The sequence below is a fragment of the Streptomyces sp. 4F14 genome (assembly GCF_048159485.1).
Taxonomy (GTDB): domain Bacteria; phylum Actinomycetota; class Actinomycetes; order Streptomycetales; family Streptomycetaceae; genus Streptomyces.
On sequence record NZ_JBLRVY010000023.1, the window covers coordinates 93,506 to 120,169 of the forward strand.

Here is a 26,664-nt window from a genome sequence, read left to right on the forward strand (position 1 = left end):
AGCGGGACACCGCGCACCGGGGGATGACGCCGGTACGCGGCACACCGTCGAGCCTACGGGACCCGCGCCCTACTGGCCGACACGTCCCGGCTCAAGTACCCGCGTGTACAGGACAGTTCCGTCCGCCTCGCGCAGCCGGACCGTCAACTCCCCGCTGTCGCCGTCGATGTCGACCTCGCCGAAGAACTGGTACCCGTCGGCCGGGGAGACGTTCGCGGTCGTCGGCGCCTTGACGAACACCCGCTCGGGGCCGAACGTGCCGTCCAGATCATTGGCCGGAAACGCACCCGCGTTGAGCGGCCCGGAGACGAACTCCCAGAACGGCTCGAAGTCCTTGAACGCCGCCCGCGACGGCTGGTAGTGCTGCGCCGAGGTGTGGTGCACGTCTGCCGTCAGCCACACCGTCCCGGTGATCCGCCGGTGCTTGATGAACCGCAGCAGCTCCGCGATCTGGAGTTCGCGCCCCAGCGGCTTGCCCGGGTCGCCCTGCGCGACGGCCTCGAAGTTCGGCCTGTTCTCCATCGGGTCCGGCACGACGAGCCCGAGCGGCATGTCGGCGGCGATCACCTTCCACACCGCGCGCGAGCACGCCAGTTCCCGCTTCAGCCACTCCAGCTGCTCGCGGCCCAGGATGCCCTGCGGGTCGGTCGTCTGGACGTCCGTCGAGTTCGCGTTGCGGTACGTGCGCATGTCCAGCACGAACACGTCCAGCAGCGGACCGTGCCGCAGTACCCGCTGCACCCGGCCCTCCCGCGCGCCCGGCGCCAGCGTCGAGACGGGGAAGTACTCGCTGAACGCCCTACGCGCGCGCGAGGCGAGCACGTCCACGCTCTTCTCCGTGTAGCGCGGGTCCGAGTCGGTGATCACCTCGCCCGGGTACCAGTTGTTGCGGACCTCGTGGTCGTCCCACTGGATGATCGACGGCACCTGCGCGTTGAACCGGCGCAGGTTCTCGTCCAGCAGGTTGTAGCGGAAGTTCCCCCGGTACTCGGCGAGCGTCTCGGCGACCTTCGCCTTCTCCTCGGTCACCAGGTTGCGGTACACCCGGCCGCCGGGCAGCGCCTGCGTCGCCGCGATCGGCCCGTCCGCGTAGATGTTGTCGCCGCTGCACAGGAAGAAGTCCGGGTCCAGCTTCGCCATCGCGTCGTAGATGCGGTAGCCGCCGATGTCCTGGTTGATGCCCCAGCCCTGCCCGGCCAGGTCGCCCGACCACAGGAACTTCACGTCCTTGCGCCGCTTCTCGGACACCGTCCGGAACGTCCCGGCCACCGGCTCGCCCGTACGGTGCGGGTCGTCCGGGTCCGCGAGCAGTACCCGGTAGTGGATCTGCTCGCCGGACGGCAGCCCGTGCAGCCGGGTCGTGCCGGTGAAGTCCGTCCCGGCGCCCAGCAGCGGCCCGTACCAGCGCCGCGCGTTACGGAACGACTCGGTCGCCGCCGTCTCCACGACCATCCGCGCGGGCCGGTCCGACCGCACCCACACCAGCCCCGAGTGCGCGCCGACGTCGCCCGTCTGCACCCCCCACCCCGCGCTCGGCCGCCCCGACAGGGCGAACGCGGGCGCGGCACCCAGGGCACCGGGCAGGGACAGCGCCGCCGAGGCGGCGAGCGAACCGCGCAGGACGCCGCGGCGGCTGGGAGAGGAGAACGACGGCATGAGAGGGCCTCCGGGAAGGGGAAGGGGCCGGTGTGCACAGTCAGACCTACTGGGGGCGGAGGACGGGTTCGCGAATGGCGGGTGAACAACGGGGCGTACGGGGGAATGGCTTGGGGTGCCGGTGGGATACGTCACTCCCCGGCGGCCCGCGCCATCAGCGCGACGCCGGTACGGATCCGTCCCGGCGTGAGGTGGGCGTAGCCGAGGACGAGACGGGGGCGTACGTCGCTCCGTACGCGTGCGCGCGTGGACGACGCTGAGGGGGCGAGGCCGGGATCGTCGTCCCCGCGCGCGTGCTGATACTCCTCCAGCCCCCGCACCGCCACCCCCGCCCGCGCGACCCGTTCCAGGAACCGCCCCTCGGGCCCGTACCGCTCCGGGAGTGTCGCGATGACGTGCAGCCCGGCGGCGATGCCGGAGACCTCGGTGCCGGGGAAGTGGTCCGCGAGGGACGAGACGAGGGCGTCCCGGCGTTCCCGGTAGGCACGCCCGCAGCGGCGCAGATGGCGGTCGTAGTCGCCCTGTTCGACGAAGCGGGCGAAGAGGGCCTGGTCGAGGGCGGGATGCCCGAGGTCGGCGGTGCGCTTGCGCTCGGTGACGTCCTCGGCGAGCGCCTCGGGGAGCAGCAGCCAGCCCAGACGCAGTCCGGGCGCGAGGGACTTGCTGACCGACCCGGTGTAGACGACGCGCTCGGGGTCGAGCCCCTGGAGCGCGCCGACGGGGTCCCGGTCGTAGCGGAAGTCCCCGTCGTAGTCGTCCTCCAGCACGAACCCGTCCACCGCGCGCGCCCACTCCAGAAGCTCCGCGCGCCGCCGGGGCGCGTACGCGATGCCGGTCGGGAACTGGTGGGCCGGCGTGGTGACGACCGTCCGCACCCGCGCGCGACGCAGCGGCCCGAGCGCGAGCCCTTCGCCGTCCAGGGGCAGCGGTACGACGTCCAGGCCCGCGGCGGCGTACAGCTCGGCGTGCGGCGGGCTCCCCGGGTCCTCGACGCCGACCTCGCGGATCCCGCGCGCGTGCAGGGCGCCGCCGAGCAGCGCGAGGGCCTGCGCGACGCCGGAGACGACGACGAGCCGCTCCGGATCGGCGGCCACGCCCCGGCGCCGGGTCAGCAGCGCGGCGAGGGCGGTGCGCAGGCGGGGCAGGCCGCGCGGGTCGGGGTAGCCGAGGTCCCGGTGGGGGAGTTCGGCGAGCACGGCACGCTGGGCGGCGGCCCAGGCGGCGCGCGGGAACAGCGACAGGTCGGGCGAGCCGGGCACGAAGTCGGCGCGGGCGTCCCGCGTACGCGGCGCACGGTCCCGCGCGCGGGGCGCCGCCGCGCGGACCGCGTCCCCGACCCAGGTCCCCGCGCCGCGCCCGCTGCGCAGGTAGCTCTCGGCGGTCAACTGCTCGTACGCCTCGGTCACCAGCCCCCGCGACACCCCCAGATCGGCGGCGAGGTCCCTGCTGGACGGCAGCCGCGTCCCGGGAGCCAGCCGCCCCGCGCGGATCGCCTCCCGCAGCGCCTCCTGCAACGCCCGTCCCCGCGTGCGCGCGGGAGCGTCGGCCACAGGCCGGAGCACCTCCCACGGATTGGTCCCCGATGACGCCATGGAAGTGGACCTTAATGCGGGCCGCCGCCGTCCCTAACGTCCCGTCCATGAACGCCGCTTACGCGCGCGGCGCGCTCTTCGCCGCGCTCGCCTGCCTCCTCGTCGGGGCCTCCTTCACCGCCAACAGCGTCCTGGGCGACTACCCGTACGCGGGCGGGCAGGCCCTGCGCTACGGCCTCGCCTTCCTGCTGCTCGCGCCCCTCGCCCGGCGCGGCGCGCGAGCGCCTGCGGCTGCTGGGCCTGCGTCAGTGGCTGCGCGTGGCGCTGCTGTCGGGCGTCGGCATGGTCGGCTTCAACCTGGCCGTCCTCGCGGCGGAGCGCTCCGCCGAACCGGCCGTCCCCGGGGTGTTCGTCGGGTGCGCGCCGGTCGTCGTCGCCGTACTGGTGCCGCTCCTGGAGGGGAGGCGCCCTCGCCTGTTCGGGGCGTTGCTGGTGGCCGGGGGCGCGTTCGTCGTGCAGGGGTGGGGGCGTACCGACGGCGCCGGGCTCGCCTACTCGGGGCTCGCGCTGGTCGGTGAGGTGGGGTTCGCGGTGCTGGCGACGCCGGTGCTGCGGGTGCTGGGGCCGGTGTTGACGTCGGCGACGGTGTGCGGGGTGGCGGCGGTCGAGTCGGCGGGGCTGGGGCTGATCGTCGACGGGGGCGCGTGGGTGCGGTGGCCGGACGGGGGTGAGGCGGTCGCGCTGCTGTGGCAGGCCGTGGTGGTGACCGTCGTGGGGTTCGTGTGCTGGTACCGGGGGCTGCGGGTGCTGGGGGCCGAGCGGGCGACGCTCTTCTCCGGGCTGATCCCGGTCGCCGCCGCGGGAACCGCGCCTGTCGTCGGCGCGGGCTCCTACGGGGCCGCTCAGGGGCTGGGGAGCGCGCTGGTGGGTCTCGGGGTGGCGGTGGGGTCGGGGGCGCTCAGGAGGGCGCCTGGGGGCGCTGGCGAGCCCTCAGCGGCTCCCGTCCAGGATCACCCGTGACACCAGCGCCGGGTCGTCCGGCATCGGCACGTGACCGCAGCCGGGGAGACGGATCAACCGGGCCTGGGGGATGACGTGTTTCGCGCGGACGCCCTGACGCCGCAGGAGTACGCGGTCCCGGGTGCCCCAGGCGATCGTCACCGGGACGTCCCGTACGTCGTCCGTGAACTGGACCGCGCCGCCCGCGCGCAGGGTCGCGTCGAAGCCGGTCGCGCCGGTCAGGGCGAGCGTCTCGGCGACCACCGCCTCCGGCGAACGGCGCGCGGGGCGGGCGTAGATGGTGCTCGTCAGGGCAGTGCGGCCGGCCGCCGACCGGGACAGGCGCTCCACCAGCGGCAGCGGCATCCCGCGCGCGATACGGCGCATCGTCAGCAGCACGGTGAACGCGTAACGCCGCTCCGCCTCGGACCAGAAACCGGCGGGGGCCAGCGCCGTGACGGACCGTACGAGGCGCTCGCGGCCCAGCTCCAGGGCGATCAGGCCGCCGAGGGAGTTGCCCGCCACGTGCGGGCGGTCGAGGTCCAGGGCCTCGCAGAGCGCCGCGAAGACGGCCGTCGTCGTCGGGAGGTCGTACGGGAGTCCCTCCGGGAGCCCCGGGGACGCGCCGAAGCCGGGAAGGTCCACCGCGACGACGTCCCGTTCGGTCGCCAGGATGTCGATCACCGGGTCCCACGCCTGGCGGTGGTGCCCGATGCCGTGCAGGAGGAGGAGCGGTTCGCCGTGTCCCACGCGCGCGTACGAGACGGTCACGGGTTGCGGTCCGCGCGCGGAAGGCACTTTGAAGGAGACGGTGGCTGACATGCGGATGCTCCTCGTCTGGAACGCGGCGGTGAAACTCCGTAGACAGCTTGTCAGTTGTTGCTACCGACGGGTAGCCCCTGGTTCGGTTTTCCGGTCCACACCTGGCCGAAAGCGGTTTCTCCCATTGGTATTGACCAAGGTTGGGGGCCGCCCTATGGTCGCTGACAAGTGAAACAACCTTTAATAAACAAGGGCGCGTAAAGGGCCTGAACCACGGGGCGGGGTGGAGGACAGGGTGGGGACCACGCAGCTGGAAACGGTGCCGGAACCGAAGTACTGGCATCTGCGGACAGTGCTCAGCGAAGCACTCGACTCGGAGTTCACGGTGGGGGAGGTGCTGCCCAACGAGCGCGAACTCGCGGCCCGTTTCGGCGTGGCCCGCGCGACGCTCCGGCAGGCACTGGAACAACTCGAACTGGAGGGGCGGCTCCACCGCCGCCGGGGCGTCGGCACCACCGTCGCGCCCCCGCGCGTGGGCGTCGATGTCGGCCCCGAGGGCACGTCCTGGCCGGACGCCGGTGACGACACCTGGCAGCCCGTCGACAGCGACCTGACCGCGCCCCCGCCGGCCGTCTCCACCGCCCTCGCGCTCCCGCGCGGGCTCGCCGTCCACGTCGTCCGGCGCTCACGCGTCTCGCACGGGCAGCCGGTGGCCGCGGAACTCCTCTACGTGCCGGAGACCTCCGTCCCCGCGCTCCCGCCCACCGACAACCTCTCCGGTCCCGCCCGCGCGCGTGCGCTGCTCCGCGAACTCCACCACCTGGACCTCACCGCCCAGAACCGCTCCGTGGAACTCGGTTCCGCGCGCGCGGACGACGCGAAGCAGCTCGACCGGCTGCCGGGGGCTCCCGTCCTGGTCGTCACCACGCACTTCACGACCGCCGACCGCCTAGCCGCGCTCTCGGTCGCGACGTACCGCGCTGACACGTGCCGCCTGACGTTCGGGGCGTCGGGCGGGGTGGAGATCGAGGAAGGGGAGAGGGTTTCCTGAGCCGACGCGGGGCGCCCGGCCGTTCGGCGGCATTGCCGGGCCGGGTGCCCCTGCGGCGGGGCGCCCTGGCGTCGAGCGAGGGAGGCGGCGTAAGCCGGAGGGGTGCGCGGGAACTTTCCCGGAGCGCTGCCCGTTTCCCCGACAAGCCAAGCGGGCCGGGGCACCTCGCCGCTGCCGCTGCCGCTGCCGCTGCCGCTGCCGCTGCCGCTGCCGCTGCCGCTGCCGCTCCCGTCCCCTCCGACCCGTGCACCCCCGTCCCTTCGCCTCACCACCCCAACCCCTGCCGCCCCGTCACCGTCCCCTCCACCGCGAACAACTGCTGGTCCACATGGTCCAGAGCAAGCCGCAGCGCCCCCATCGCCACAGCCGCCTCTCCCAGGGAGGAGAGCGTGACCCGCGGCGGCCGCAGGCAGTAGCGGGCGAGTTCGTCGCGCAGCGGGTCGAGGAGGTCGCCGAGTCCGCTCGTGGCCCCGCCGACGACGACCAGCTCGGGATCCAGCGCGAGGACGAGCGCGGCGACATCGTGGACGAGCCGCCGGAAGAACCGGTCGACGGCCGCGCAGGCGCCGGGATCGCCGTCCCCCGCGCGCGTGAAGACCGCCGTGGCCGCCTGATGGTCCTGAGGGGACAGCGGCACGCCGGTCGTGGAGAGCAGCGCCTCGGGCGTGACCTCGCGCCCCAGCAGGTGCAGCGCCCCGATCTCCCCCGCCGCCCCGCCGTACCCGCGATGCAGCCGCCCTCCGATCAGCGACCCGGCCCCCGGGCTCAGCCCCGCGAGGACCAGCACCACGTCGTCGGAGTCGACGGCGGCGCCCTTCCAGTGCTCGGCGACGGCCGCGGCGTTCGCGTCGTTCTCCACCAGCACCGGGCACTTGAACGACCGGCTGAGCCGCTCACCCAGCCGCAGCCCGGTCCACTCGGGCAGCGCGGCGCACAGCCGCACGGTCCCGTCCGCCTCCACGATCCCCGGCGTCCCCACGCCGACTGCCCTGAGCGCGCTGCGCGGCACCCCGGCCCGCCGCAGCAGCTCCGCGACAGCCGTACGCGCCCGCTCCAGCCGCTCGTCGGCGGGCGCCGCCTCCGCGACCTCCTTGCTCTGCGCCCCCAGCACCCGCCCGTCCAGGTCCGCCACGACCGCCGACACCCGGTGCGCCCCGATGTCCAGCCCCAGCAGATACCCGGCCTCCGCCCGGAACCGGAACCGCCGGGCCGGCCGCCCCTGGCGCCGTACGACCGTCACATCGGCCGCCTCCTCGACGACCAGCCCCGCCTCGATCAGATCCTCCACGACCCCCTCGACCGTCGGCCGCGACAGCCCGGTCACCCGCGTGACCTCCGTCAACGTCGCCCGCTCCGCCGCACGCAGCGCGTGCAGCACCACCGCGGAGTTGATCCGCCGCAACAACGACGGATCCCCACCGATGAGCCGCCCCACGCGCGTCCTCCCAGGCAAGTCGAGTGTGGGCGGATCGTACTCGGAGGTGGGGGACGCGTCATCGACCGTACGCTTCATCGGCAGCGCAGCCGTGGCCAACGGCGAGGAAACCCCGAAGGAACCTGATGACCGACAACACCCCCGAAAGACCCGAGACCCTCGGCTCCGCCATCTCCGAGGTCGAGTTCCATGCCCCCGACCTTCCGCCACAGCCCCCGGTCACCCCGCGACGGGGCCTGGACAAGCGGGCCTTGATAGCCGTCGGCGCCGTCGCCGCGCTGCTCGTCGGTGGTGGCGTCGCCTGGTGGACGCTGAAGGGCGACGGCGACGCGTTGAGTCATGTCGAGGTCTCCGGCGGGAAGTTCGTGGAGAGGACGAACGACAACCTCGACGCCGGGGAGAAGTGCGACGACACCGACGAGTACGGCTACAACGACTGCTACGCGGACAGCAGTTACGAGTTCACGTACAAGATCACGAACGAAGGTGACGAGCACGCGAACTACGTTGCGATCGTCAACGCCTTCGACAAGGGCGGCGAGTACGTGGGGCAGGCGTACATCAACGCGGTCCACCTCGCGCCCGGCAAGTCCGATGCGGACACGGGGGAGTTCGGGGAGTACAGCGACCTGGCGGACGGTCACAGTCTCAAGGACATCGCGTCCGTCAAGGTGGCCCACGTCCTGCGGACGGCGCTGGCCAACTGACGGACGCGAGCCGGGTTCACGCCTCCGACACGAACCCCACGAAGTGCTTCCAGCCGGTACGGCCGACGGAGAAGTGGGGGCGGGTCACGTCTTTGGAGTCCCGCACGGAGATGGCCTGTTGGGCGATGGCGACCTCGACGCAGTCGTCGCCCTCAGTGCCGCTGTAGCTGGACTTGAACCACGCCGCAACCTCAACGCAGCTATCACCCTGCGTCCCGCTGTAGCTGGACTTGAACCAGGCGAGTTCCGTGGTGCTCATAGCTCTCCTCGCAGTCGCTCCAACAGACCCCGCGATTCCTTCGGGTTCAGGGCCTGCGAGCGCAGTGTGTCATAGCGCTGGTAGAGAGGGCTCACCTCCTTCGGTTCGCTGATCAGGCGGCCGTTCTTTTGGCCTTCGGAGTACGCGAGCCGCCTCCGCGTCGGATTTTCCAGAAGGCGCAGAGGCCCATCCAGGCACGCGTGGAACTCAGACTCCAGCGGCATGAGTTGGAGCGTCACATTGCGCAAGGAACTCAGCTCTAGCGCCATGTCGAGCAGGCTCCGTGTCACCTCCACCCCGCCCAGTCGCCGTCGGTAGAGGTGCTCCTCGACGATGAAGCTGAAGGGGACATTCGGCCGGGTGTACAGCAGTTGCTGACGCTCCAACCGAGCCTCGACCTGCTCCTCGATCTGCCCATCCGACAGTGGAGGGAGACTGTTGCCGAACACGGTCCGCGCGTACGGCTCCGACTGCAACAGCCCCGGCACCGTCCGGCATTCGTACGTGTAGAGGCTCACCGCCTTCTTCTCCAGCCGCGCCCACTTCCTGAACCACACCGCCAACCCGGTCTCACCCCGCGTCAGGAACGGTGCCGCCCTTCGCAGTGCCCCCGTGTTCCCGAGCGCCTCCTCCGCCCTGTCCACGAACCTCTCATCCGGCATCCGCCTCCCCAACTCCACTGATTCCACCGTGTGTTTGGAGTACCCGATGATCGAGCCGAATTGTTCCCTGCTGAGCCCCTGATGCTCCCGCAGACCCTGGACGACAGCCCCGAACGTCTTCAGACTGTCGGAGGGATCGGGTTCACGCTCGTGATCGTCGACCGCCTCCACCCCGTCCCCGTCCTCCTCGTCGTCCAAGATCTCCGCACCGTCGGTCATACGCGGCCACCTCCGGGTCTGTACGTGCGCTGTTCCCCGCGATCGACCCGCCCAGGGTGACGGCAACACCCGCGTACCGTCTACGGATTGCCCCCGTACGCTGACGCAGCGTACGGGCCTCAGGTCTGGAACGCGCCCCCGCGCGCCCTCCACCTTGGCCTCATGAACACCACGACTCCCCAACTCCCCGACACCGTACACACTTTCGACCAGCTCCTGTCGTCCACGCGCAGGGGCGCCCGCCTGGCCCGTCTCCTCACGGTCGAGCGCCTCCAGGCGTGGCACGTCCCTGCGGCGCAGGCGGAGCGCGTCGAGCAGGTCGTCGCCGAACTCGCGTCGAACGCGGCGCTGCACGGCCGCGTGCAGGGCCGCGACTTCCGTATCGGCCTGGCGCTCGACAGGACGACCGGCATCCTGCGCGCGGCGCTCACGGACGCGCGCGGGGACCGGCTCCCGTGGCCGCGGCCGAACCCGGACGACGAGTCGGGCCGGGGCCTGGTCCTCGTCGCGGCGCTGGCGGACCGCTGGGGGACCATCCCGTACCCGCCGAGCGGCAAGACGGTGTGGGCGGAGTTCGACCTCCGCCGGCCCACCCGATAGGCGGCCCACCCGACAGGCACCGCTCACGTCGCCAGTGGTGACCCCACGCGGTGAGCCGTTCCCTCGACGTCGGTGTACGTGAACTCCCGGAGCTTGTACGGCGTGTCCTCGGGCTCCCCGAGGCGGCCCTCGACGCCGGACGCCTTCCATTCCGCATGGAGCGCGTCCGCGTCGCTCACGTAGAGGTAGATCACGGCGCCGGTGCGGGTGGGATCGTGGTCGGCCCACTCGGTGAGGTGCAGCGAGACCGAGCCCCGCTCGACGAAGCCGTACCGGTCCGGACCGTCGTAGGCGTCCGCCGTGAAGCCCAGGCGCCGGTACCGCTCCAGGGCGGCGTCGAGATCGCGGACGGGGATGACGGGGGCGACGCTCGTGAAGGTCACTTGTGCCATACGGGCAGTCTCACACGCGTGCGCCCCGGAGCAACCGCCCCAGCGCCGGCCTCACCGTCCCCTTACCCGGGCGCCACGAACCCCGACTCGTACGCGGCGATCACCGCCTGCGTCCGGTCCCGCGCCCCCACCTTCCCCAGCACCGCGCTGACATGCGACTTCACGGTCTCCGCGCCCACCACCAACTGCCCGGCGATCTCCGCGTTCGACAGCCCCCGGGCCATCAGCCGCAGCACCTCGCCCTCCCGCTCGGTCAGCCCGGCCGACTCCAGCCGGTCCCGGCCCTCCCCGCCCCCGTACTCCGCCGCCAGCTTCCGCAAGGACGCCGGGAACAGCAGCGAGTCCCCGGCCGCCACCACCCGCACCGCGTTCACGATCTCCGCCGCCGGCGCCCGCTTCAGCAGAAACCCGTCGGCCCCGGCCCGCAGCGCCTCGTACACGTACTCGTCGTTCTCGAAGGTCGTCACCACCAGGATCTTCGGCGGCGCGTCGACTCCCCGCAGCACGGCCCGGGTCGCGGAGATCCCGTCGAGCAGTGGCATCCGTACGTCCATGGCGACGACGTCGGGCCGCAGTTGCCGGACGAGCGGTACGACGGCGGCTCCGTCGGCCGCCTCGCCGACGACGGTGATGTCGGGCTGGGCCTCCAGGACGGCCCGCAACCCCGCGCGGACCAGCGGCTCGTCGTCGACGAGGAGAACAGTGACCGGCATCCGGTCAGCGTAGATCAGCCCAACGGCAGCTCCGCCCGTACCCGCCACTCCCCGGCGTCGGGCCCGGTGGACGCCTGCCCACCGAGCAGCGCGGCCCGTTCGCGGATGCCCCGCAGCCCGCTGCCGCGCCCGGGTCCGGGGAGGCGCTCGGCCAGCGGGTTACGCACCTCCAGCCGCAGTACGTCCGCCTCGACGCCCACGCGGACGTGCACCGGTACCGGTCCCGCATGCCGCAGGACGTTCGTGAGCGCCTCCTGAAGGATCCGGTAGCTCTCCCGCGACACCGGCCCCGGCACCGTCTCCAGCGGCCCCGACAGCTCCGCGTCCACCAGCGCCCCCGACGCCCGCGCCGACTCCAGCAGCCGGTCCGCCTCCGCGAGCGTCGGCCGGCCGCTCGCCGGACGCTCGGACTCCCGCAGCACCCCGAGGACCCGCTCCAGATCCTCCAGCGCGGCCCGCCCGGTCTCCTCGATCGCCTCCAGCGCCCGCGCGGTGAACGCCGGATCACCGGCCGCCCGCGCGGCGCCCGCCTGCACGACGGCCACCGTCAGCGCGTGCCCGATCGAGTCGTGCAGCTCCCGGGCGATGCGCGTGCGCTCCAGCAGCCGTTCCGTACGCTCCTCCAGCGCCGCGAGCCGCTCGGCGGCGGACGGGCCGAGGAGGGCGCGCGCGGCGACGGTCACGAGCTGCCCGAGGCCGACGACACCGCCGTACAGGGCGAGGAGCGGGAACGGGATCAGCAGGGCGTACGACCAGTGCGGCGACGGACTCCAGGCCACCAGGCCGCTCGGGTGTCCCAGGGAGAGCCGCACGAGGTCGTACACGAGCGACGGCATCCAGACACACACGAACGTCGCCGCAGCCCCCAGCAGCAACCGGGCTTCGAGCCAGACGACCGTACGCAGCCGGTCCCGCCGGGTCACCGACGGCGCGATCGAGAAGCCGGGGTTCTCCTTCCCCGGCGTGAGCATCCACCGCGCCTGCACGCCCTCGCCCGTCCGCACCCCCGCGACCAGCCCGACCGGGATGACCAGCAGCGCCACCACCCACGGCCGCCGGGGATCGATGAACATCCACACGCTCACCAGGAGCATCGGCACCCACAGATGCAGGAGCCGTGTGTACGTCGTCCCCCGCAGCAGCGGGCTCAGGAACCGGGCCATACGGACAGCGTGACAGGCACCACTGACAACGGGCCTCCCCCGGCCGGGGGAGACGGATCCCACCGCCGGGGGAAGCCCCCGGACCGGGCCGGACGCCAGGGTGGTGGACATGACCAGCATCGACGTCCGCGACCTGACCAAGGTCCACGGCACCCGCCGCGCCGTGGACGGCCTCACCTTCCGCGTCGAACCCGGCCGCGTGACCGGCTTCCTCGGCCCGAACGGCGCGGGCAAGACCACCACCCTGCGCCTCCTCATCGGCCTGGACCACCCCACCTCGGGCAGTGCCACCTTCGACGGCCGCCCCTACGCCTCGCTCCCCGAACCCCTGCGCCACGTCGGCGCGCTGCTCGACGCGCAGGCCGCGCACGCCGCCCGCACCGGCCGCGACCACCTGCGCGTGCTGGCCGCGAGCAACCGCATCCCCGTACGCCGGGTCGACGCGGTCCTGGAGGAGACCGGCCTCGCGTCCGCCGCGCGCGGGCGCGTACGGACGTACTCCCTCGGCATGCGCCAGCGCCTCGGCATCGCCGCCGCCCTCCTCGGCGACCCCGCGGTGGTCCTGCTGGACGAGCCCTCCAACGGCCTCGACCCGGAGGGCATCGCCTGGATCCGCCGCCTCCTGCGCCGCCTCGCCGAGGAGGGCCGTACGGTCCTGGTCTCCAGCCACCTCATGAACGAGACCGCCGCCTACGCCGACCACCTCGTCGTCCTCGGCCGGGGCCGCCTCCTCGCGGACACCCCGCTCAAGGAGTTCGTCGACGCACGCGTGCACCCGCGCGTACGGGTGCGTACGTCCGACCCCGCCGCCCTCACCGACGCCCTCGCGCGCGCGGGCCGTCGCGCCGAGGTACACCCCGACGGGCACTGGACCGTCCACCACGCGCGCGTGGACGACATCGGCCGCCTCGCCTCCGACGCGGGCGTGCCCCTCCTCGAACTCGCCGCCGAGGAGGGCACGTTGGAGCAGGCGTACTTCGACCTGACCGCGGGCGAGACCGAGTTCACGGCACACCTCTAGGAGCCCCGCATGTACGTTTCCGCACTCCACGCCGAGTGGCTCAAGATCCGCACCCTGCGGTCACCGTTCGTCGCCCTGGGCGCGCTCTGCCTCACCACCGTCGCCTTCTCGGCCCTCGCCGGGCAGGGGGCGTCCGACGGCGACCCGCTCTTCGCCGCCTTCTTCGGCATCAGCTTCGGCCAGATCGCCGCCGTGTCCTTCGCGGCGACCGCCATGGCCGCCGAGTTCCGCGACGGCGCCCTGCGGACGTCCCTCGCGGCCGTACCCGACCGCACACGCTGGTTCGCGGCGAAGGTGACGGCCATCGCCGGACCCGTACTGGCGGTCGGCCTGCTCACCGGTGCCGTCACCCTTCTGACCGGTGACGGGGTCGGGTGGGGTGAGGGCGTCAGGGGTGCCGTGGGGTGCGGGATCTATCTGACGCTGATGGCTCTGCTGGCGGCGGGGCTCACGGCCGTACTGCGCAGCGGGGTGGCGACGCTCGGGATCGTCGTACCGTTTCTGCTGATCGTGTCGTTCGTCGTCGGGGACATGTCCGGGACGGCCGCGGACTGGTTCCCGGACCGGGCGGGGCAGGCGGTGCTGCACAGCGAGCCGGACGTCGATCCGTGGGCGGGGCTGCTGGTGACGGCCTTGTGGAGCGCTGCGGCGCTGGGGGTGGGGGGTTGGCGGGTACGGAGGCGGGACGCGTGAACGTCAGTCCTCCGCCGCCTCCCGCAGGCGCGCGTACTCCTCCGCCATCGTCGACGCCGTCCAGTGCGCGTTCAGGCCGCTGGGGTTCGGCAGCACCCACACGCGCGTGTCGCCGATGACCCGTTCCTGCGGTCCCACGCGCGCGTGCCGGTCGTCGAAGGCGGCCCGGTAGGCCGTGATGCCGACGACCGCCAGCCAGCGGGGCTTGAGGCGGGTCACCTTGGCCGACAGGATGCGCCCGCCCTCGCGGTACTCCTCGGCGGAGAGTTCGTCCGCACGCGCGCTCGCGCGGGCGACGACGTTCGTGATGCCGAGGCCGTACGACAGGAGCTGCGACTGCTCCGCCGGTTTCAGCTGGCGGGGTGTGAAGCCGGAGAGGTGCAGGACCGGCCAGAAGCGGTTGCCGGGGCGGGCGAAGTGGTGGCCCGTCGCCGCCGTCATCAGGCCCGGGTTGATGCCGCAGAACAGCACGCGGAGGCCGGGCGCGGCCACGTCGGGGACGAGGCGGTCGCGCGCGGCCTCCAGCTCGGCCTGGGTGAAGCGGGTCAGAGGATCGCCCCGGGGGTGTAACCGGCCGCCTCCGGACGCTGCTTGACGATCTCCTCGACGCGGGACACCACCGACGCGACCTGGTCGGCCGCCGCGCCCGTGAAGGACAGCTTGTCGGCCATCAGCGCGTCGAGCTGCGCGCGGTCCAGGGGGATGCGGTCGTCGGCGGCGAGCTTGTCGAGGAGTTCGTTGCGCTCGGCGCCCTGCTCGCGCATCGCCAGCGCGGAGGCGACCGCGTTCTCCTTGATCGCCTCGTGCGCGAGCTCACGGCCCACGCCCGCGCGTACGGCGCCCATCAGGACCTTCGTCGTCGCCAGGAACGGCAGGTAGCGGTCCAGCTCGCGCGCGACGACCGCCGGGAACGCGCCGAACTCGTCCAGCACCGTCAGGAACGTCTCCAGCAGGCCGTCCAGCGCGAAGAACGCGTCCGGGAGGGCGACGCGGCGGACCACCGAGCACGACACGTCGCCCTCGTTCCACTGGTCGCCCGCCAGCTCGCCCGTCATCGACGCGTACCCGCGCAGGATCACCATCAGGCCGTTGACCCGCTCGCAGGAGCGCGTGTTCATCTTGTGCGGCATCGCCGAGGAGCCGACCTGGCCCGGCTTGAAGCCCTCCGTCACCAGCTCGTGGCCCGCCATCAGACGGATCGTCTTCGCCAGCGACGACGGGGCCGCCGCGAGCTGTACGAGGGCCGTCACGACCTCGTAGTCCAGCGAGCGGGGGTACACCTGGCCCACCGACGTGAACGCCTGCGAGAAGCCCAGGTGACCGGCGATACGGCCCTCCAGGTCCGCCAGCTTCGCCGCGTCGCCGCCGAGAAGGTCCAGCATGTCCTGCGCCGTGCCCACCGGGCCCTTGATGCCGCGCAGGGGGTAGCGGCCGAGCAGCTCCTCCACGCGCGCGTACGCCACGAGCAGTTCGTCCGTCGCCGTCGCGAAACGCTTGCCCAGGGTCGTCGCCTGCGCCGCCACGTTGTGCGAGCGGCCGGCCATCACCAGCTCGCCGTACTCCGAACTCAGCTTCGCGAGCCGGGCCAGCACCGCCACCGTGCGGTCCCTGACCAGCTCCAGCGACAGCCGCACCTGCAACTGCTCGACGTTCTCGGTGAGGTCCCGGGACGTCATCCCCTTGTGCACCTGCTCGTGCCCCGCGAGGTCGTTGAACTCCTCGATCCGGGCCTTCACGTCATGCCGCGTGACCTTCTCCCGCTCGGCGATCGACCCGAGGTCAACGGTCTCCAGCACCCGCTCGTAATCCTCGATCGCCCCCTCGGGCACCTCGATCCCCAGATCCCGCTGCGCCCGCAGCACCGCGAGCCAGAGCTGCCGCTCCAGCTTCACCTTGTGCTCGGGCGACCACAGGGTGGCCAGCTCGACGGAGGCATACCGTCCGGCGAGGACGTTCGGGATACGGGGCTTTACGGCAGCGGAAGTCACGTGACCTGATTCTACTGGCGATTCACGCAGGCCAGGGCCGGGGTGGGGTTGGTGCGAAGCTACGAGACGCGCATCACCGCCCGAAGTACGGCTCGCAGGCCACACCGTCGCCGTCGCGGTCCAGTTCCGCGCGATAACGGGGGTCCCCTCTGTGCAGCGGTGCGGCTCCAGCGGCGCGCGCCTCGTCGCAGTTCTTGTAGTACACGTACGGGTCCGCCGGGCTCGGCGGGGTCTCCGAAGGCTCTGGGGCGGCCGGTTCGGGGATCTCGGGGGTGGCGGGGATCTCCGCCTCGGGCGTCGGGGCCTCCGGCACCACGGCCGACGGCGACGGGGTCGTAGGCGTCGGCGGTGTCGGGGTTGGTGTGGGGGTCGGCGTCGGTGTCACCGGCTGGACGGTCGACGGCTCGGGCCGTGGGCTGTCCGGCTCCGCGCCGCAGGCGCCGACCACGACCCCCAGCGCGATGAAGGCGATGAACACCCCGGCCGGCGCGGAGAACACCCGCGCCGGCCACCCCATGCACGCCCGCCGCCGCGTGAGGCTTACGGCGTCGGGCCCTCGTACGGCAGCAGCTCCGGGTGTTTCGGGGCTCGGCCGTCTCCTGAGGAGCGGCCCGTCAGGCGGCGGGCTATCCACGGGAGGAGGTACTGGCGGGTGAAGCGGATGTCTGCGGTGCGGCGGGCTGTCCAGGTCGGTGGGGGAGTGGGGGGTATCGGGGCGTGCCAGTCCGGGAATTCGGGGGTGTGGCCCAGGGTTTGCCAGACCGCTTCCGCTACGCGGCGGTGGCCGTCGGGGGTGAGGTGGAGGCGGTCGACGTCCCAGGAGCGGGGGTCCGCGAGGGAGGGGGCGCCGTAGAGGTCGACCACCAGGGCGCCGTGCTTCGAGGCCAGGTCGTCCACGCAGGTGAAGAGTTCCTCCATGCGGGGGCGGAAACGTTCGAGGACGGGGCCCTGGCGGCCGGGGCTGCGCATCAGGACCAGGTGTCCGCAGCTCGGCGCCAGGCGTTCCACCGCCTCCGTGAGGAGGTCCTTGACGCGGACCATGTCGCACTTGGGGCGGAGGGTGTCGTTGAGGCCGCCGACGAGGGTGATGACGTCGGCGCCCATACCGGCGGCCACCCCCACCTGCTCCTCGACGATCTGGCTGATGAGCTTGCCGCGTACGGCGAGGTTGGCGTACCGGAAGCCGGTGGTCCGGGCCGACATGCGGGCCGCGAGGAGGTCGGCCCAGCCTCGGTAGGTGCCGTCGGGAAGGAGGTCCGACATGCCCTCGGTGAAGGAGTCGCCGACCGCGACGAGGCTGCCGTACGGGGGAGTGGGTTTCGTCTGCATGGCGTCAGCGATGGTAACCCCGGGCGATACCGGCCGGTCGGTCGCCCCGGTGCCCGAGGCAACCGACCGCGCCGGCGGGGTGCCGGATCAGCGGATGGCCATACCGGCCGCAAGCGCCGACTGACCTCGGCGGATCGGCCTCACGGGCTGCCCGCAGGTGCTAGCCGACCTCACCGGGCCAGCCTCACGGATCGCGCCTCGCTGGCTGCCCGCACATGGCGACCGGCCTCGCCGGACCAGCCCCACAGCCTCCCGCAGGCGCCAGTCGGCCTCGCCGGATCGGCCCCTCCGGCCCGACTCGCCGGCCGCCCGGCCCCACCGCCGGATCACACCCGCCCGGCCCGCCCCCTCACGCCCGCTGCCCGAACAGCTCCCGCAGCACGTCCTCCATCGTCACCATCCCGGCCAGCCGTCCGTCGTCCCCCAGGACCGCCGCCAGATGCGTACGGCTGCCCCGCATCGCCGTCAGGACGTCGTCCAGCGGCGTGGCCTCGCGCACGCGCGCGATGGGCCGCAGGTCCCGCAGCCGGAACGGCATGTCGCGGGGGGAGGCGTCGAGGGCGTCCTTGATGTGGAGGTAGCCGACGATGCGGCGGCCCTCGTCGACGACGGGGAAGCGGGAGAAGCCGGAGGAGGCGGAGAGTTCCTCCAGGGCCTCGGGGGTGACCCCCACGCGCGCGTAGACGACGCGTTCGAGGGGGAGGACGACGTCGCGTACGGGACGGCGGCCGAGTTCGAGGGCGTCGTGGAGACGTTCCTGCGCGCGGTCGTCGATGAGGCCCGCCTCCCCGGCGTCCTTGACGATCTGGGCGAGCTCGGCGTCCGAGAACGTCGCGGTCACCTCGTCCTTGGCCTCGATGCGCAGGAGCTTCAGCAGCGTGTTGGCGAAGGCGTTGATCGTGAAGATGACCGGCCGCAGCGCGCGCGAGAGCGTCACCAGGGGCGGCCCGAGGAGCAGCGCGCTGCGCACGGGTTCGGCGAGGGCGATGTTCTTGGGCACCATCTCGCCGAGCAGCATGTGCAGGTACGTCGCGAGGACCAGGGCGATGACGAACGACACGGCGTGCCCGGCGCTCTCGGGAACACCGACCGCGTGGAACACCGGCTCCAGCAGGTGCTCGATGGCGGGTTCGGCGACGACACCGAGGATCAGCGTGCACAGCGTGATCCCGAGCTGCGCGGCGGCCATCAGCGCGGAGACGTGTTCGAGCCCCCACAGCACACTGCGCGCGCGCCGGTCACCCTGCTCGGCGTACGGTTCGATCTGCGAGCGGCGTACGGAGATCAGCGCGAACTCCGCGCCGACGAAGAAGGCGTTGACGACCAGGGTCGCCAGGCCGATCAGCAGTTGGACCGCGGTCATCGTTCCTCCTCCGTTTCCTCGTCGTGCAGGGGCGCGTGCAGCAGGACGCGCGCGGCGCGGCGTCCGGTGGCGTCGACGACGTCCAGATGCCACCCGGCGACGTCGAGGCTGTCGCCGACGGCGGGGATCCGGCCCAGCCCCGTCGCCACGAGGCCCGCCAGCGTCTCGTACGGCCCCTCAGGGGCCCGCAGGCCGACGCGGGCGAGCTGATCGGTACGGGCGGAGCCATCGGCCGAGTAGAGGGCGCGTCCGGCCTCGTCGGTGCCCGCGGCGGCGAGGTCGGGCGTCTCGTGCGGGTCGTGCTCGTCGCGGACCTCGCCGACGACCTCCTCGACGATGTCCTCCAGCGTCGCGACGCCCGCCGTACCGCCGTACTCGTCGATGACGACGGCCATCGTGCGCTTGCCGGAGAGCCGGTCCAGGAGGCGGTCGACGGTCAGGGACTCGGGGACGAGGAGAGGCTCGCGCATGATCTCCGCGACCGGTACGCGCGCGCGGCGCTCGGCGGGGACGGCCAGCGCGTCCTTGATGTGGACCGTGCCGACGACGGAGTCGAGGTTGCCCCGGTAGACGGGGAACCGGGACAGCCCGCTCGCGCGGGTCGCGTTCGCGACGTCCTCGCAGGTCGCCTGCGCCTCCAGGGCCATCACCTGCACGCGCGGGGTCATCACGTTCTCCGCGGTCAGGTCGGTCAGGTTCAGCGTGCGCACGAACAGTTCGGCGGTGTCGGCCTCCAGGGCGCCCTCCTTCGCGGAGTGCCGGGCCAGCGCGGCGAGTTCCTGCGGCCCGCGCGCGGCGGCCAGCTCCTCGGTCGGCTCGACGCCGAAGAGGCGCACGATCCGGTTCGCCGTGTTGTTGAGGTGCGTGATGAACGGCCGGAACGCCGCGCTGAACCAGCGCTGCGCGTTGCCGACGCTCTTCGCGACCGCCAGCGGCGAGGAGATCGCCCAGTTCTTCGGCACCAGCTCGCCGACGACCATCAGGAACACCGTCGACAGGGCCGTACCGATCACCAGCGCCACCGACCGCGACGCGCTCGACGGCAGTCCGGCCGACTCCAGGGGGCCGGAGAGCAGCTTCGAGATCGACGGTTCGGCCAGCATGCCGACGATCAGGTTGGTGACGGTGATGCCGAGCTGGGCACCGGAGAGCTGGAAGGTCAGGTTCCGTACGGCCTTGAGGGCGCCGGGGGCGCCCCGCTCGCCGCGCTCGACCGCCCGCTCCAGCTCGCTGCGCTCGACGGTGGTCAGCGAGAACTCGGCGGCGACGAAGGCACCGCACGCGAACGACAGCAGCACCGCCACCAGCAGGAGGAGCACTTCGGTCATCGGGTCACCTCCGTCCCATGATCGGGCAGGGCGGGGAGGAACGCGCGATGTCGGGCACCGGCAGGTCGGGTACTGGGAGGCTCGCCCATGGGCGGACGCTCACACCTTTCGTGAAAGTAGGGAAGCAGGGAAAGCAGAGAAATCGGAGGGGACCGTGCCCCCTGGAAGAGCGCACAGTCCCCTCAAGGGTAAAGGACGAGCAAAGCCGCCTGGCTAGGCCAGCGGCTTCACCCATCGCCGCCACTTCTCCTCCGGCGAGTACCCCGCCGCCGCCCACGCATGGTGCGCCGTCTCGTTGCGCGTCAGCACCATCGCGTCGCCCCGCCGCCCGCCCAGCGTCACGAAGCGCTCCTCGGCGGCGGCCAGCAGCGCCGAGCCGATGCCCTCGCGGCGGCGGGCGGGGTCGACGGCGAGGCGGTACAGGTGGCAGCGCCAGCCGTCGAACCCGGCGATCACCGTGCCGACCAGCTCACCGCCCGACTCGGCGAGGATCAGCGCCTCGGGGTCGCGGGCGACCAGCCGCTCGACGCCCGCCCGGTCGTCGCTGATGCTCGTCCCCTCGGCGGCGGTCTTCCAGAAGGCCAGCACGGTGTCGAGGTCCTCGGGCGACGCGGCCCTTATGTGCAGATCAGGCATACGGCGATCACAGCACGCCGGGCACCCCCTCGACGGACATTCCAGCATCCGGACGGCCCTCGGCCACCGGCTCCAGGCCCTGCAACTCCGCCAGCACCGGCCCGAACGCCTCCATGAACGCCTCCAGCACCGTGAAGTACGTGAAGCCGTACCGCTCCCGCAGCGCCCGCACCTTCGCCGCGATCTCCTCCCGCGACCCGATCATGAGGATCGGCAGCGCGAGCGCCTGCTCGGCGGTGAGCCCCGGTATCCGTTCGAGCAGCGGCTGTACGACGCCCTCCGGATCGTCCGTGACGACCACCTGCTGCACCAGCAGGTTCCGCTCCGCCGGCTCCTCGCGGCCGGACGCCAACTCCTCGTACTTCGCGACCCGTTCGTCAAGCTCCTCCGGCGACAGGGGAGTTATCTGCCCCGTCGCGCTCCCCTCGACGACCCGCGCGCCCGCGAAGGCGACGACATCCGCGTGCTCCGCCGCCAGCCGCAGCATGCGGTCGCCGTTCCCGCCGATCAGCAACGGCACCCGTACGCCGTCCCCCTGACGCTTCCTCAACTCCTCGACCGTGCGCCGAAGATGGCTCACCCGCTCACCCGGCGAGCCCCACGGCAGCCCCGCCTCCTCGTGCTCCGCCTCCACGTACCCGGCGCCCAGGCCCAGTTCGAGACGGCCACCGGTCAGCGCGGCCGTCGACGCGACCTCGCGGGCCAGCAGCGCCGGGTTCCAGAAACCGGTGTTCAGGACGAACGTGCCCACCCGGGGCCGACTCGTCGACTCCGCCGCCGCGACCAGCGACGGGAACGGCGCCGGCATCCCCAGATGGTCCGGGACCAGTAGTACGTCGTACCCCAGCTCCTCGGCCCGGCGGCACTTCGCCCGCCAGACGTCCAACGGCGTGGGCTCCAGCAGATTGACCCCGAAACGGAACGGACGCGTCATGAACTCCCCCTGATCAATAGCGACTTGCCTGCGACAGCTATCTGTCGTCAAGTGACTTGAACGTTCATCCGCATCCCATCACTCGTGTGCGATCGCCGCCAGTACGTTCATCCGTGACGCCCGCAGCGCCGGCAGCAGCGCCGCCACCACCCCCACCACCGCCGAGCCGACCACCACCGCGACGACCGTCCCCCACGGGACCGCCAGCACCGTCATCCCCTGCAACGCCAGCACCTGCTGGACACACACCCCCCACACCAGGCCCAGCGCGAGCCCCAGGACCGCGCCGAACACCGCGATCACCACCGACTCCAGCCGGATCATCCGCCGCAACTGCCGCCGGGCCAGTCCGATCGCCCGCAACAGGCCGATCTCCCGGGTCCGTTCGACCACCGACAGCGCGAGCGTGTTCACCACGCCGAGCACCGCGATGACGATCGCCAGGCCCAGCAGCGCGTACACCAGGTACAGCAGCACCGCGATCTGGTCGTGCACCAGCTTCTTGTAGTCGGCCTGGTCACGGACCTGCACCTGCGGATACGGGTCCAGGGTCCGCTCCAGCTTCTCGCGCAGCGTCCCCGCGCCCGTCCCCCGCGCCGCGTTCACGTACACCGCCGACTCCTGGCCGCCCGGCACGAACCGCTCCACCGTCGCCAGCCCCAGGAACAGCCCGCCCCGCGCCCCGAACCCCTCCGCGGAGTCCATGTCGGTGAGCGCGCCGACCGTCAGCTCCGTCCGCCGTCCGCCCGGGAACTCCGTCGGCAGGACGCTGCCGATCCGCACGCCGTGCTCGCGCGCGAAGTCCACGTCCATCGCCACGTGCCCGGCCGCCAGCGCCGCCGCCGTGTCGCCCCGCGCGTACGTGATGTGCGCGACCTCGTCCAGCCGCGGGTCGTAACCGGCGGCCGTCGTCTTCACCCGCTCGCCGTCCGGGAGACGCACCGCGAGGGGCGCGAAACGGGTCCGGACGGCCAGCCCGACCCCCTCCGTCGCCCGGATCCGGTCCGTGACCTCCTTCGTGAACGGGGTGAAGTTGCCGCTCTGGACGACGAAGTCCGCCCCCAGCGTCCGGTCGATCTGCCGGTCGAAGGACGCCGACATCGACGCGCTCGCCACCGACATCCCGCCGACCAGCGCGAGGCCCACCACCAGCGCGGACGCCGTCGCGCCCGTACGGCGCGGATTGCGCAGGGCGTTGCGCTGGCTCATCCGGCCGACCGGGCCGAACAGGGCCGGGAACGCGCCGCCCAGCACCCTGATCACCGGACGGACCAGGAGCGGGCCCGCGACGACCGTCGCCAGCAGGGTGAGGACGACGCCCAGGCCCAGCAGGGACGCCGCCGACGCCGTCCTCGTCGCCGTCGCGCAGCCCGCCAGCGCCGCCGCGCCCAGGGCGGCCAGGGCCGCGCCGACGATCGCGCGCACCCGCAGGGGGCGGCCCACGCCGGCGACCTCCGCGTCCGCCAGCGCCGCCATCGGGGAGACGGCCGCCGCCCGGCGCGCGGGCAGGTACGCGGCGACGAACGTGACGCCCACACCCACCCCGTACGCCGCGACCGGTGTCGGCCAGCCGATCACCATCTCCGTCGTCTTCAGGTTCATCCCGAACACCGACATCAGCTTGATCAGGCCCGCCGCCAGGCCGATGCCCGCCGCCAGACCCAGCGTCGAGCCCGTGAGGCCCAGCAGGACGGCCTCCGTGAGGACCGAGCGCCGCACCTGACGCCGGTCCGCGCCCAGCGCCCTCAGCCGGCCCAGCTCCCTGGTCCGCTGGGCGATCAGCATCGAGAACGTGTTGACGATCAGGAACACGCCCACCAGCACCGCGATCCCCGCGAAGCCCAGCATCACGTACTTGATCACGTCCAGGAACCCGCCGAGCTGCTCCGCCGAGGACTTCGCCTGCTCGCCCGCCGTCTTCACGTCGTACGGCCCGGAGCCCAGCGCGCTCGCCACGCGCTCCTTCAGGGCCTCGTCCGAGACGCCCGGCGCCGCGCGCAGCTCGATCGCCGTCGCCCGGTCCGGCGAGCCCAGCAGCTTCGTCGCCGCGACCGCCGGGTCCAGGAAGAGGAGGGCCGCGCCGGGGTTGGTGGTCGTGAAAGTGACGATCCCCACGACGGTGACCCTGAACGTCCCCGGCTGGGCCAGCACCGTCAGCTCGTCGCCGGTCCGCACGCCCTTCTTGTCGGCCGTGTCCGCGTCCAGCAGCGCTTCCCCGGCACCGCGCGGGGGCCGGCCGGAGGTCAGCTCCACCGGGCTGCGGTCGGTGAGGTGCCAGTCCAGCGCGAGGGTGGGGGCGCCCGTCGTCGGTCCCACCGGGTCGTTCTCCGCGTCGACGACCGTCGCGTTCCCGACGTTCACCTCTGTGTGGGTGTCCGCCACGCCCGGGACTGCCGCGAGGCGCTCCGCGAGGGCGGCGGGGAGGGTCTGGACAGCGCCGGTGGGGACCGCCGAGGTGAGGTCGTCCCTCGGCTCCACCGTCACATCCGCCGAGGTGGAGGCGAAGAGCCGGTCGAACGTCCGCGTCACCGTGTCCGAGAAGATCAGACTCCCCGCCACGAACGCCACCGACAGGACGACGGCGAGCGCCGACAACAGGAGCCGGCCCTTGTGGGCGAGGAAGCTGCGGAGGGTGGCCTTGAGCATGGCTCAGTCCTCCGCGCGGGGGTCGGAGCGGGGGACCGGGGGTGCGCCGGGGGCGGGGCGAGTGCCGTCGGCGTCGGCATCCGCCGGACCCGGGCCGCCCGTCGCACCGGGACCGGCTTCCGGATCGTCCGGCCGGCGTGTCCCACCGGCTCCGGCCGCGTCCGGGGCCCGGCCCGCGTGGGTTCCACGAGCCGGGTCCCGCCCGTGCACCTCACCGTCGCCCACTCCCGCCCCGTCCGGCTCCGGCGATGCACCGCCCCCGCCCGCGAACAGCCGTAGCCGCTCCAGCACCCCCTCCGCCGTGGGCCGTTCCATGTCCTCCACGATGCGGCCGTCCGCCAGGAACAGGACCAGGTCCGAGTGGGCGGCGGCGGTCGGGTCGTGGGTGACCATCACGACCGTCTGGCCCAGGGCGTCGACGGCCTGGCGGAGGATCGTGAGGACCTCCAGGCCGGCTCGGGAGTCGAGGTTGCCGGTGGGCTCGTCGGCGAAGATCAGGTCGGGGCGGGAGACCAGGGCGCGGGCGCACGCCACGCGCTGCTGCTGGCCGCCGGAGAGCTGGGCGGGGCGGTGCTTGAGACGGTCGCGCAGGCCCAGGGTGCCGATGATCTCGGCCAGCCATTTCCGGTCCGGCTCACGGCCCGCGATGTCCATGGGCAGGGTGATGTTCTCGCCCGCCGTCAGCGTCGGGATCAGGTTGAACGACTGGAACATGAAACCGACCCGGTCGCGCCGCAGGCGGGTCAGCTCGCGGTCGTTCAGCGTCGTGACCTCCGTGTCGCCCAGCCAGACGCGGCCCGCCGAGACGGAGTCCAGACCGGCGAGGCAGTGCATCAGCGTCGACTTGCCCGACCCCGAGGGGCCCATCACCGCCGTGAACCGGCCCCGCGCGATGTCCACGTCCACCCCGTCCAGCGCCAGGACGGCGGTCTCACCGGAGCCGTACGCCTTCGTCAGGCCCCGCGCCCGGGCCGCGACCCGGTCGAGCCCGGAGTCCTGCTGCACGGCGGATACGGACACTGCGGCCTCCTCGCTCGGCACCTTCCTCGTGCCTCCGAGCGTAGGGTCGCCCCCTCAGCGGACGGTATCCCTCTCAAGTCCCCAACTCCCTCTCCACCCACGGGTGGAGACCCCGGCCCGCAGAGCCCGCGGCGCTCAGCCCACCGCCTTGCGAGCCGTCCCCAGCACGCAGTACGAAGCCGGCGTCACCAACCCCGTCGGCGGCACCAGCATCCTGCGGTGCTCCCCGAGCTCGAACCCCGCCCCGACGATCGCCGCCACCGGATCCCGGTCCAGACGACACCCCCCGAACAACAGCGGCCACACCGTCCGGTCCAGCCCCCGCTGCACACCCCGCATCACCGCGCCCCCACCCCGCCCGTGCTCGAAGAACCGCAGCTCACCCCCCGGCCGCAGCACCCGCCGGACCTCCCGCAACGCCCGCTCCACGTCCCGCACACTGCACAGCGTCAGCGACAGCACGGCCGCGTCGAACGCCTCGCTCTTCACCGGCAGCGCCTCCGCGACCCCCGGCACGACGTCGACCGGCACCTCGGCGCGCAGCGCGGCCACCCGCGCCGACTGCCGCAGCAGCCGCTCCGGTTCGAGGGCGACGACCTCGGAGACGGCCGCCGGATAGTGCGCGAAGTTCAGTCCGTTCCCGGCGCCGATCTCGATGACCCGCCCGGAGAGCCCCGCCAGCAGCTCGGCGCGCAGCGGCCCCACGGACGGCTCGGCCGCGACGCTGAAGCGCGTGTAGAAACGCGCGAAGACCGGGTGGCGGACGGCGTCCTTGGGGGTGCGCGTCGGCATGGGGACCTCCTGCCCGCGGGCTCTGCCGCGATTGTCCCCCGCACGGGCGCCGCGCACCCCCTCGGAAACGAGCCGTCAGGCGATGAAGTTGCGGACCTGCTGGTAGACGCCGTAGTCGTTGTTCATGTCGGTGTGCGAGATACACCCGACCTCGACGTTCGTCGCCCCGCTCAGGATCGCCGTCGTGTCCGGCGTGAGCGCGTCGTCGCAGTTCGACCAGTAGCTCGCGTACGACACGCTGCCCGGCGTCTCGTCACCGGAGTTCAGGGACGTCAGGAACGAGCTCCCGGTGTTCATCTCCGAGCACGACGTGTACAGCCACGCGCACCAGGCCGCGGTCGTCGTCCCGTGGTTGACGCCCGCCGTCGACACGAAGTCGTCGACATAGGCCGTTCCACCCAGGTTCTTCAGGTAGTAACGCGTGCTGAGCACACCCATGGAATGAGCGACGATGTCGACCTTCGAAGCGCCCGTGCGGGCGAGGACGTTCTTGACCTCCGTGGCGAGCTGCTGCGCGGTCGTGACGTTCGACTGCGTCCAGCTGTAGGACCACGCGTCCAGCTCGGACGCGGTGTAGCCGTCCGCCTTGAAGTCCGCGACCCAGTCGTCCCAGCTACTGGAGTCACTGCTGAGACCGTGCACGAAAATGACCGGATTGTGCGTCGCCGCGTGGGCGGCCGGAACGGACAGGGAGAGCGACAGAAGGAGCGAAGCGAACACGGCCGAGACGGCCGCGGCGATGCGACGCATGGGGCGCTGCATGA

General features: G+C 72.7%; 26 protein-coding genes and 1 pseudogene. 6 read left to right on the forward strand and 21 right to left on the reverse strand.

What is annotated here, in order from left to right:
* Window positions 1-69: 69 nt before the first annotated feature.
* Window positions 70-1,656: an alkaline phosphatase D family protein gene (locus ACLZOT_RS33360; RefSeq protein ID WP_416972861.1), complete on the reverse strand. Its 1,587-nt coding sequence runs from the start codon at window positions 1,654-1,656 to the stop codon at window positions 70-72.
* A gap of 131 nt (window positions 1,657-1,787) precedes the next feature.
* A complete protein-coding gene (locus ACLZOT_RS33365) occupies window positions 1,788-3,248 on the reverse strand; it encodes a PLP-dependent aminotransferase family protein (RefSeq protein ID WP_416972862.1) in 1,461 nt (486 codons plus the stop codon).
* Window positions 3,249-3,295: 47 nt separating this feature from the next.
* Here ACLZOT_RS33365 and ACLZOT_RS33370 point away from each other — a divergent pair.
* A pseudogene (locus ACLZOT_RS33370) lies at window positions 3,296-4,208 on the forward strand (EamA family transporter).
* Here ACLZOT_RS33370 and ACLZOT_RS33375 read toward each other — a convergent pair.
* Complete coding sequence (locus ACLZOT_RS33375; RefSeq protein ID WP_416972863.1) at window positions 4,179-5,009, reverse strand: alpha/beta fold hydrolase; 831 nt, start codon at window positions 5,007-5,009, stop codon at window positions 4,179-4,181. The pseudogene ACLZOT_RS33370 and the gene ACLZOT_RS33375 overlap by 30 nt on opposite strands.
* A gap of 235 nt (window positions 5,010-5,244) precedes the next feature.
* On the opposite strand from ACLZOT_RS33375, the gene ACLZOT_RS33380 reads away from it, so the two are divergent.
* The gene (locus ACLZOT_RS33380; protein WP_416972864.1) at window positions 5,245-6,000 is read left to right on the forward strand and encodes a GntR family transcriptional regulator; all 756 of its coding nucleotides are present in this window, start codon (window positions 5,245-5,247) and stop codon (window positions 5,998-6,000) included.
* A 265-nt stretch (window positions 6,001-6,265) separates the two neighbouring features.
* Here the strand turns inward: ACLZOT_RS33380 and ACLZOT_RS33385 are convergent, their stop codons facing one another.
* Complete coding sequence (locus ACLZOT_RS33385) at window positions 6,266-7,435, reverse strand: ROK family transcriptional regulator (protein ID WP_416972865.1); 1,170 nt, start codon at window positions 7,433-7,435, stop codon at window positions 6,266-6,268.
* Window positions 7,436-7,560: 125 nt separating this feature from the next.
* On the opposite strand from ACLZOT_RS33385, the gene ACLZOT_RS33390 reads away from it, so the two are divergent.
* Complete coding sequence (locus ACLZOT_RS33390) at window positions 7,561-8,142, forward strand: hypothetical protein (protein WP_416972866.1); 582 nt, start codon at window positions 7,561-7,563, stop codon at window positions 8,140-8,142.
* A 16-nt stretch (window positions 8,143-8,158) separates the two neighbouring features.
* On the opposite strand, the gene ACLZOT_RS33395 is transcribed toward ACLZOT_RS33390, so the two are convergent.
* Both ACLZOT_RS33395 and ACLZOT_RS33400 read right to left on the reverse strand, forming a co-directional pair.
* Entirely contained in the window at window positions 8,159-8,401 is a 243-nt protein-coding gene (locus tag ACLZOT_RS33395) for a DUF397 domain-containing protein (RefSeq protein ID WP_416972867.1), read from the reverse strand.
* Window positions 8,398-9,282: a helix-turn-helix domain-containing protein gene (locus tag ACLZOT_RS33400; protein WP_416972868.1), complete on the reverse strand. Its 885-nt coding sequence runs from the start codon at window positions 9,280-9,282 to the stop codon at window positions 8,398-8,400. The genes ACLZOT_RS33395 and ACLZOT_RS33400 overlap by 4 nt, the downstream gene beginning before the upstream one ends.
* A 162-nt stretch (window positions 9,283-9,444) precedes the next feature.
* Between ACLZOT_RS33400 and ACLZOT_RS33405 the strand changes: the two genes are divergently transcribed.
* Complete coding sequence (locus ACLZOT_RS33405; RefSeq protein ID WP_416972869.1) at window positions 9,445-9,882, forward strand: ATP-binding protein; 438 nt, start codon at window positions 9,445-9,447, stop codon at window positions 9,880-9,882.
* 23 nt (window positions 9,883-9,905) lie between these two features.
* Here ACLZOT_RS33405 and ACLZOT_RS33410 read toward each other — a convergent pair whose 3' ends face one another.
* From ACLZOT_RS33410 to ACLZOT_RS33420, 3 genes are all read right to left on the reverse strand, one after another.
* Window positions 9,906-10,274, reverse strand: a complete 369-nt coding sequence (locus ACLZOT_RS33410) for a bleomycin resistance protein (protein ID WP_416972870.1) — start codon at window positions 10,272-10,274, stop codon at window positions 9,906-9,908.
* Window positions 10,275-10,336: 62 nt separating this feature from the next.
* On the reverse strand, window positions 10,337-10,987 hold the full coding sequence (locus ACLZOT_RS33415; protein ID WP_416972871.1) for a response regulator: 651 nt from the start codon (window positions 10,985-10,987) through the stop codon (window positions 10,337-10,339).
* A gap of 14 nt (window positions 10,988-11,001) precedes the next feature.
* Window positions 11,002-12,150 carry a sensor histidine kinase gene (locus ACLZOT_RS33420; protein WP_416972872.1) on the reverse strand — a complete coding sequence of 383 codons (1,149 nt, stop codon included), beginning with the start codon at window positions 12,148-12,150 and terminating at the stop codon, window positions 11,002-11,004.
* Between the two features lie 109 nt (window positions 12,151-12,259).
* Here ACLZOT_RS33420 and ACLZOT_RS33425 point away from each other — a divergent pair, with 109 nt between their 5' ends.
* Window positions 12,260-13,171: an ATP-binding cassette domain-containing protein gene (locus ACLZOT_RS33425; protein WP_416972873.1), complete on the forward strand. Its 912-nt coding sequence runs from the start codon at window positions 12,260-12,262 to the stop codon at window positions 13,169-13,171.
* Window positions 13,172-13,180: 9 nt separating this feature from the next.
* Window positions 13,181-13,864 carry an ABC transporter permease gene (locus ACLZOT_RS33430; protein ID WP_416972874.1) on the forward strand — a complete coding sequence of 228 codons (684 nt, stop codon included), beginning with the start codon at window positions 13,181-13,183 and terminating at the stop codon, window positions 13,862-13,864.
* Between the two features lie 3 nt (window positions 13,865-13,867).
* On the opposite strand, the gene mug is transcribed toward ACLZOT_RS33430, so the two are convergent.
* From mug to ACLZOT_RS33490, 12 genes are all read right to left on the reverse strand, one after another.
* Window positions 13,868-14,413: a G/U mismatch-specific DNA glycosylase gene (gene mug / locus ACLZOT_RS33435; RefSeq protein ID WP_416972968.1), complete on the reverse strand. Its 546-nt coding sequence runs from the start codon at window positions 14,411-14,413 to the stop codon at window positions 13,868-13,870.
* On the reverse strand, window positions 14,410-15,852 hold the full coding sequence (purB, locus tag ACLZOT_RS33440) for an adenylosuccinate lyase (protein WP_416972875.1): 1,443 nt from the start codon (window positions 15,850-15,852) through the stop codon (window positions 14,410-14,412). The genes mug and purB overlap by 4 nt, the downstream gene beginning before the upstream one ends.
* A gap of 73 nt (window positions 15,853-15,925) precedes the next feature.
* Complete coding sequence (locus tag ACLZOT_RS33445) at window positions 15,926-16,369, reverse strand: excalibur calcium-binding domain-containing protein (RefSeq protein WP_416972876.1); 444 nt, start codon at window positions 16,367-16,369, stop codon at window positions 15,926-15,928.
* 23 nt (window positions 16,370-16,392) lie between these two features.
* Window positions 16,393-17,181 (reverse strand): SGNH/GDSL hydrolase family protein, encoded by a 789-nt coding sequence (locus ACLZOT_RS33450; protein ID WP_416972877.1) that lies wholly within the window; start codon window positions 17,179-17,181, stop codon window positions 16,393-16,395.
* Window positions 17,182-17,530: 349 nt separating this feature from the next.
* A complete protein-coding gene (locus ACLZOT_RS33455) occupies window positions 17,531-18,544 on the reverse strand; it encodes a hemolysin family protein (protein ID WP_416972878.1) in 1,014 nt (337 codons plus the stop codon).
* Complete coding sequence (locus tag ACLZOT_RS33460; protein WP_416972879.1) at window positions 18,541-19,872, reverse strand: hemolysin family protein; 1,332 nt, start codon at window positions 19,870-19,872, stop codon at window positions 18,541-18,543. Before ACLZOT_RS33460 ends, ACLZOT_RS33455 begins: the two co-directional genes overlap by 4 nt.
* 213 nt (window positions 19,873-20,085) lie before the next feature.
* A complete protein-coding gene (locus tag ACLZOT_RS33465) occupies window positions 20,086-20,508 on the reverse strand; it encodes a GNAT family N-acetyltransferase (protein ID WP_416972880.1) in 423 nt (140 codons plus the stop codon).
* 7 nt (window positions 20,509-20,515) lie between these two features.
* The gene (locus ACLZOT_RS33470) at window positions 20,516-21,442 is read right to left on the reverse strand and encodes an LLM class F420-dependent oxidoreductase (protein ID WP_416972881.1); all 927 of its coding nucleotides are present in this window, start codon (window positions 21,440-21,442) and stop codon (window positions 20,516-20,518) included.
* Window positions 21,443-21,520: 78 nt separating this feature from the next.
* On the reverse strand, window positions 21,521-24,088 hold the full coding sequence (locus tag ACLZOT_RS33475) for an ABC transporter permease (RefSeq protein ID WP_416972882.1): 2,568 nt from the start codon (window positions 24,086-24,088) through the stop codon (window positions 21,521-21,523).
* Between the two features lie 3 nt (window positions 24,089-24,091).
* Window positions 24,092-25,108, reverse strand: coding sequence for an ABC transporter ATP-binding protein (locus ACLZOT_RS33480; protein ID WP_416972883.1), 1,017 nt, complete (start codon window positions 25,106-25,108; stop codon window positions 24,092-24,094).
* Window positions 25,109-25,243: 135 nt separating this feature from the next.
* A complete protein-coding gene (locus tag ACLZOT_RS33485) occupies window positions 25,244-25,900 on the reverse strand; it encodes a class I SAM-dependent methyltransferase (RefSeq protein WP_416972884.1) in 657 nt (218 codons plus the stop codon).
* 75 nt (window positions 25,901-25,975) lie between these two features.
* Window positions 25,976-26,662, reverse strand: coding sequence for an esterase/lipase family protein (locus ACLZOT_RS33490; RefSeq protein ID WP_416972885.1), 687 nt, complete (start codon window positions 26,660-26,662; stop codon window positions 25,976-25,978).
* Between the last annotated feature and the right edge of the window lie 2 nt (window positions 26,663-26,664).

Bases quoted from the DNA above. Each gene is read 5' to 3' on its own strand.
- ACLZOT_RS33360 (WP_416972861.1), bottom strand. From the start codon at position 1,656: ATGCCGTCGTTCTCCTCTCCCAGCCGCCGCGGCGTCCTGCGCGGTTCG.
- ACLZOT_RS33365 (WP_416972862.1), bottom strand. From the start codon at position 3,248: ATGGCGTCATCGGGGACCAATCCGTGGGAGGTGCTCCGGCCTGTGGCC.
- ACLZOT_RS33375 (WP_416972863.1), bottom strand. From the start codon at position 5,009: ATGTCAGCCACCGTCTCCTTCAAAGTGCCTTCCGCGCGCGGACCGCAA.
- ACLZOT_RS33390 (WP_416972866.1), top strand. From the start codon at position 7,561: ATGACCGACAACACCCCCGAAAGACCCGAGACCCTCGGCTCCGCCATC.
- ACLZOT_RS33395 (WP_416972867.1), bottom strand. From the start codon at position 8,401: ATGAGCACCACGGAACTCGCCTGGTTCAAGTCCAGCTACAGCGGGACG.
- ACLZOT_RS33400 (WP_416972868.1), bottom strand. From the start codon at position 9,282: ATGACCGACGGTGCGGAGATCTTGGACGACGAGGAGGACGGGGACGGG.
- ACLZOT_RS33405 (WP_416972869.1), top strand. From the start codon at position 9,445: ATGAACACCACGACTCCCCAACTCCCCGACACCGTACACACTTTCGAC.
- ACLZOT_RS33410 (WP_416972870.1), bottom strand. From the start codon at position 10,274: ATGGCACAAGTGACCTTCACGAGCGTCGCCCCCGTCATCCCCGTCCGC.
- ACLZOT_RS33415 (WP_416972871.1), bottom strand. From the start codon at position 10,987: ATGCCGGTCACTGTTCTCCTCGTCGACGACGAGCCGCTGGTCCGCGCG.
- ACLZOT_RS33420 (WP_416972872.1), bottom strand. From the start codon at position 12,150: ATGGCCCGGTTCCTGAGCCCGCTGCTGCGGGGGACGACGTACACACGG.
- ACLZOT_RS33425 (WP_416972873.1), top strand. From the start codon at position 12,260: ATGACCAGCATCGACGTCCGCGACCTGACCAAGGTCCACGGCACCCGC.
- ACLZOT_RS33430 (WP_416972874.1), top strand. From the start codon at position 13,181: ATGTACGTTTCCGCACTCCACGCCGAGTGGCTCAAGATCCGCACCCTG.
- ACLZOT_RS33445 (WP_416972876.1), bottom strand. From the start codon at position 16,369: ATGGGGTGGCCGGCGCGGGTGTTCTCCGCGCCGGCCGGGGTGTTCATC.
- ACLZOT_RS33450 (WP_416972877.1), bottom strand. From the start codon at position 17,181: ATGCAGACGAAACCCACTCCCCCGTACGGCAGCCTCGTCGCGGTCGGC.
- ACLZOT_RS33455 (WP_416972878.1), bottom strand. From the start codon at position 18,544: ATGACCGCGGTCCAACTGCTGATCGGCCTGGCGACCCTGGTCGTCAAC.
- ACLZOT_RS33460 (WP_416972879.1), bottom strand. From the start codon at position 19,872: ATGACCGAAGTGCTCCTCCTGCTGGTGGCGGTGCTGCTGTCGTTCGCG.
- ACLZOT_RS33465 (WP_416972880.1), bottom strand. From the start codon at position 20,508: ATGCCTGATCTGCACATAAGGGCCGCGTCGCCCGAGGACCTCGACACC.
- ACLZOT_RS33470 (WP_416972881.1), bottom strand. From the start codon at position 21,442: ATGACGCGTCCGTTCCGTTTCGGGGTCAATCTGCTGGAGCCCACGCCG.
- ACLZOT_RS33475 (WP_416972882.1), bottom strand. From the start codon at position 24,088: ATGCTCAAGGCCACCCTCCGCAGCTTCCTCGCCCACAAGGGCCGGCTC.
- ACLZOT_RS33485 (WP_416972884.1), bottom strand. From the start codon at position 25,900: ATGCCGACGCGCACCCCCAAGGACGCCGTCCGCCACCCGGTCTTCGCG.
- ACLZOT_RS33490 (WP_416972885.1), bottom strand. From the start codon at position 26,662: ATGCAGCGCCCCATGCGTCGCATCGCCGCGGCCGTCTCGGCCGTGTTC.